Here is a 5,120-nt window from a genome sequence, read left to right as displayed (position 1 = left end):
CCCCTCGTCGTCGTCCGGCGAAGCCCCACCCCCTCCGGCCGGACCCCCGTCCCGCGCTCGGGCACCACCGGGAGCGGCGGTGCCCGCCGGCGCGGTGCCCGACTCCAGGGCTTCGACCCGCTGCAGCAGCGCGATCATGGAGTCGTCGGCGGAGGGCAGCAGCAGCTTGGCGCAGAGGATCTCCAGCAGCAGCCTGGGAGAGGTAGCGCCACGCATCGACCCCATTCCCTCGTGCACCATGTCCGCGCACCGAGCGAGGGTGGCGGGCCCGATGGTCTCCGCCTGGCGCCGCATGGTGTCGGCCTGCTCGACCGGGGCGTCGACCAGCCCTCGCTCGATGGCCTGGGGCACCGACTGCACCATGATCAGGTCCCGCAGCCGCTGGAGCAGATCCGCGGCGAACCGGCGGGGGTCCAGCCCGGCCTCGATGACCTTGTCGACGGTCCGGAACAGCGTGGCACCGTCCCCCGCGGCGAGCGCGTCCACGGTGTCGTCGATCAGCGCGACCTCGGTGGCCCCCAGCAGGCTCACCGCGCGCGGGTAGGTGATGCCCTCCTCGCCGGCGCCGGCCATCAGCTGATCCAGCACGCTCAAGGTGTCACGCGGCGACCCGCCACCCGCGCGGATGACCAGGGGGAAGACCGTGGGTTCGACCTTCACCCCCTCCTGCTCGCTGATCCGCTCGACCAGCCCGCGCATCGACGACGGCGTGAGCAGGCGGAACGGGTAGTGATGCGTCCGCGAGCGGATGGTCGGCAGCACCTTCTCCGGCTCGGTGGTGGCGAAGATGAAGATGAGGTGCTCCGGCGGCTCCTCCACGATCTTGAGCAACGCGTTGAAGCCCGCATTGGTGACCATGTGCGCCTCGTCGATGATGAGCACCCGGTACCTGGACGACGCCGGCGCGAAGAACGCCCGTTCACGCAGGTCGCGGGTGTCATCCACGCCGCCGTGGCTGGCCGCGTCGAGCTCGGTGACGTCCAGCGTGCCCGTGCCCCCGGGCGCCAGGGCCACGCACGAATCGCACTGCCCGCACGGCGTGGCGGTGGGTCCCTCCACGCAGTTCAGCGACCGGGCGAGGATGCGGGCGGAGGACGTCTTGCCGCACCCGCGCGGGCCGGAGAAGAGATAGGCGTGGTTGATGCGACCGGAGGACAGGGCCACCGAGAGCGGTTCGGTGACGTGCTCCTGGCCCACGACCTCGGCGAAGGAGGCGGGGCGGTACTTCCGATAGAGGGCCACGTGTAGAGGGTACCCAGGGGGTACGACGGCGAGGTCCGCCCTCCGCGTCCCGGGACCCGACCTCCGGAAATGACCGGAGGGGCCGCGTCTCCGCAGCCCCTCCCGACGTCCCTCGCGCGGCGGTGCGGGCCCCCTCAGACCCTCGCGGCGCGGTTCCGGACCAGGATCGGAGCACCGGCCCCTCGCAGCCCCTCAGCCGCACTCCGGTGCCCGATCCCTTATGGGGTCCGGACGTTTCAGATACAACCATGCCGACCTGTGGGGATCAAGGACCTCCCTTCGTTGACTATTGCTCAACTGCGCGGGGACTGACATACGTGCACGTCAGCGCCACCGCCACTGCCCGCACCGGCGCGCCCACCACATGGGAACGTGGTGTAGATCACGGTCGAGCACGTCTCGCAGGTGACAGCGGCGTGGCGAACCGCGTGGGAGGGCGAACGGAGGCGCGCGGCGTACACCGCCCACGCGCGGCAGTGATTAACGAAGGGGGAGGCGCTGTTACATCACTTTCGCGCATCGCGGCACGCGGCGAGCAGCGCGCACAGGCCCACCACGTCCATCGCCTCCTCCACCTCGGCCAGTGGCGGCAACGTGGGGGCCAACCGGATGTGCCGATCGTCGGGATCCTGCCCGTACGGATAAGCCGAACCCGCCGGGGTCAGCGCGACCCCGACCGCCTTGGCCAGACGGACGGTCTCCGTGGCGGTACCGTCCGGCACCTCGAGGTCGATGAAGTACCCGCCCTCGGGACTCGTCCACGTCGCCACCTCGTACCCGCCGAGCCTCCGGCCCAGTGCGGCGGCGGCCGCCTCGAACTTCGGGGCCACGATCTCGCGGTGCTTCTGCATGTGGTCCCGCACCCCGTCGGCGTCACCGAAGAAGCGCGCGTGTGCCAGCTGGTTGACCTTGTTGGGGCCGATCGACCGGATCCCGGTGTGCCCCAGGTACCAGTCGAGGTTCGCCTCGGAGGCGGAGAGGAACGACACCCCCGCCCCGGCGAAGGTGATCTTGGAGGTCGAACACACCTGCAGGAATCGATTGGGGTGACCGGCCTCGGCGGCCAGCGAATCCACATCGGGCACCTTGGGGAAGTCCTCGGTCAGCGTGTGCACCACGTAGGCGTTGTCCCAGATCACCCGGAAGTCCGGGGCGGCCGCGGCCATCCGGGCCAGCCGGGACACGGTGTGGTCGCTGTAGACGGTCCCGGTCGGGTTGGAGTAGATCGGCACACACCACATGCCCTTGATCGACGGGTCCGTGGCGACGAGGTGCTCCACCTCGTCCATGTCCGGGCCGCCCTCCCCCATCGCCACCGGGATCATCTCGATACCGAGGGCTTCGGTGATGCCGAAGTGCCGGTCGTACCCGGGGACCGGGCACAGCCAGCGGAGCTTCGGCTCGTCCTTCCACGGGCGCTCCGAGTCGGGCGTACCGAACAGCATCGAGAACGTCAGCAGGTCGTACATGATCGACAGGCTCGCGTTGTCCTGGGCGATCACGCGGCCGGCGTCCACGCCCAGGAGTTCGGCGATGATCCCGCGGAGCTCCGGCAGACCGGCGCCGCCGCCGTAGTTACGGACGTCGGTCTTGCCGGCCGTGTGGTCGCCCTCCCCCGGAAGCGCCAGCAGTCGCTCGGAGAGGTCCAACTGCTCGGGTGACGGCTTCCCGCGGGTCAGGTCCAGGGACAGTCCCCGGTCGGCGAGCGAGTCGTACTCGGACGACAACTCGGACTCGAGTCGGGTGAGTTCGTCGGCGGAGAGATCGGACAGCGCCATAGTGGCCTCCGGGAGGTCGACATCGTCGGTGGTGTGTGTACCCAGACGTAAAGGGACCCCGCGCACCCGCCAGAGCCCGCTGACCCTTGCTGCCTTCCGGCCCTGGGGGAGTTCACAGGATGGACGCCGCGCGGGGTCCGGTGACGAGTCTAGCCGTGCCGCCTCCGCCGCTGCACGCAGCCCGGGATGTGGCCGGTGATTCCCGGATGGTTTGCCAGTGGTTGGCCGCGCTGGGTACTCTCGTCCACGGAGGATTCGCCTAGTGGCCTATGGCGCTCGCCTGGAACGCGGGTTGGGGTTTATAGCCCCTCAGGGGTTCAAATCCCCTATCCTCCGCCGCAGACGCGGCCCGGTGCTCTCGAGCCCGGGCCGCGTCTCTCATTTCCCGGCCCTCACCGCACCACGAGTCGCGTCCACCGCAACCCGCACCGCCACCGAGCCCGCTCGGTAGCATCGCGAACGTGACCGAGATCACCAGTCCGGACGTCGAGCTACGGGTGCTCGTCTACAGCCACGACGCCGCGACCCGCAGCCGCGTCATGTCCGCGCTGGGCACGCGACCGCACCCCGACCTCCCCCGACTGCACTACACCGAGGTCGCCACGGCGCCGGTGGTGATCGAGCACATGGACGCCGGGGGGATCGGTCTCGCGATCCTCGACGGTGAAGCCGCCCCCACCGGCGGGCTTGGCCTGGCCAAGCAACTGCGCGACGAGCTCGACCACACCCCGCCGATCCTCGTGCTCATCGGACGAGCGGACGACCGGTGGCTGGCCGACTGGTCCCGGGCCGACGCGTCGGTCCCGCACCCGATCGACCCGCTGCGTCTGCGGGACACCGTCACCTCGCTCCTCGCGCCGTCCTGAGATCGCGCCGCCGGCCGCCACGGGCAGCCGCTGCAGTCGTCCGCCACAGACCGCCGAAAATCCGTCTGCCGAAACCCCAGACACGCGTCAAAGCAATGTGAGTAGAGTCACAGTCGAGGAACACCCCGATCCGACAGGGAGACGGCGGGCCGTGACCCCACCACAGCCGGTCGCCGGCGATCCCATGCGGTTGCAGGAGAAGTGCGCCCACAGGTGACTTCTCGAGGAACACGCGAGGAGTGACGCGATGAACGAGTACGTGCCGATCCTGGCCCTCGGGGCCGTCGCCGTCGCCTTTGCCGTCTTCTCCTCGCTGGTCTCCTCGCTGGCCGGTCCGAGCCGGTTCAACAGGTCGAAACTCGAGGCCTACGAGTGCGGCATCCAGCCCACCCCGCAACCGGTCGGTGGCGGGCGATTCCCGGTGAAGTACTACCTCACCGCGATGCTGTTCATCATCTTCGGCATCGAGATCCTCTTCCTCTATCCGTGGGCCGTCCACTTCGACAACCTCGGGTTGTTCGGGCTGGCCGCGATGGCCCTGTTCGTCGTCAACGTCTCCGTCGCCTACGCCTACGAGTGGCGTCGGGGCGGACTGAGCTGGGACTGACCGGGACCGGGAGGAGGAGACAGTCATGGGACTGGAAGAGAAACTGCCGAGCGGGTTCCTGCTGACCACGGTCGAGCAGCTCGCGGGCTACATGCGCAAGGGCTCGCTCTGGCCCGCGACCTTCGGACTGGCGTGCTGCGCCATCGAGATGATGGCCACCAGCGGCGGCCGCTACGACCTGGCCCGGTTCGGGACCGAGGTGTTCCGGGCCTCCCCCCGCCAGGCCGATCTGATGATCGTCGCCGGCCGCGTCAGCCAGAAGATGGCCCCGGTCCTGCGCCAGGTGTACGACCAGATGGCCGAGCCCAAGTGGGTGCTGGCGATGGGCGTGTGCGCGTCCTCGGGCGGGATGTTCAACAACTACGCGATCGTCCAGGGCGTCGACCACGTCGTCCCCGTGGACATCTACCTGCCCGGATGCCCGCCGCGGCCCGAGATGCTCATGCACGCGATCATCACCCTGCACGACAAGATCCAGCACCTGCCCCTCGGCGCCAACCGGGCCGAGGCCGTCCGCGCGGCGGAGCAGGCGGCCCTGGACCAGCGCCCGCTCATCCCCGTCGAGGGGATGTTCCGGTGACCGGCCGTCCGACCTCCGGCGCCCCCGACGACCGCGACCGGGCCCCC

General features: G+C 69.8%; 5 protein-coding genes, 1 tRNA gene and 1 other RNA gene. 4 read left to right on the top strand and 3 right to left on the bottom strand.

The window, feature by feature from the left end:
* From G6028_RS16320 to ffs, 3 genes are all read right to left on the bottom strand, one after another.
* Positions 1-1,242, bottom strand: a 1,242-nt coding sequence (locus G6028_RS16320) for a DNA polymerase III subunit gamma and tau (protein WP_182659496.1), incomplete at its 3' end; no start/stop codon positions are given.
* A 506-nt stretch (positions 1,243-1,748) separates the two neighbouring features.
* Entirely contained in the window at positions 1,749-3,020 is a 1,272-nt protein-coding gene (locus G6028_RS16315) for an aspartate aminotransferase type Ic (RefSeq protein ID WP_182659495.1), read from the bottom strand.
* 47 nt (positions 3,021-3,067) lie between these two features.
* An RNA gene (gene ffs, locus G6028_RS16310) (signal recognition particle sRNA small type) lies at positions 3,068-3,162 on the bottom strand.
* Positions 3,163-3,268: 106 nt separating this feature from the next.
* On the opposite strand from ffs, the gene G6028_RS16305 reads away from it, so the two are divergent.
* From G6028_RS16305 to G6028_RS16290, 4 genes are all read left to right on the top strand, one after another.
* A tRNA-Ser gene (locus G6028_RS16305) sits at positions 3,269-3,356 on the top strand.
* Between the two features lie 116 nt (positions 3,357-3,472).
* Complete coding sequence (locus G6028_RS16300) at positions 3,473-3,886, top strand: Rv3143 family two-component system response regulator (RefSeq protein WP_422110541.1); 414 nt, start codon at positions 3,473-3,475, stop codon at positions 3,884-3,886.
* A 247-nt stretch (positions 3,887-4,133) separates the two neighbouring features.
* On the top strand, positions 4,134-4,493 hold the full coding sequence (locus G6028_RS16295) for an NADH-quinone oxidoreductase subunit A (RefSeq protein WP_182639554.1): 360 nt from the start codon (positions 4,134-4,136) through the stop codon (positions 4,491-4,493).
* Between the two features lie 25 nt (positions 4,494-4,518).
* A complete protein-coding gene (locus G6028_RS16290; RefSeq protein ID WP_182659493.1) occupies positions 4,519-5,073 on the top strand; it encodes a NuoB/complex I 20 kDa subunit family protein in 555 nt (184 codons plus the stop codon).
* The last annotated feature ends 47 nt before the right edge of the window (positions 5,074-5,120 follow it).

The organism is Dietzia cercidiphylli, assembly GCF_014145145.1.
In the GTDB taxonomy this organism is placed as follows: Bacteria; Actinomycetota; Actinomycetes; order Mycobacteriales; family Mycobacteriaceae; genus Dietzia; species Dietzia natronolimnaea.
This window is presented reverse-complemented; position numbering and strand designations above follow the sequence as displayed.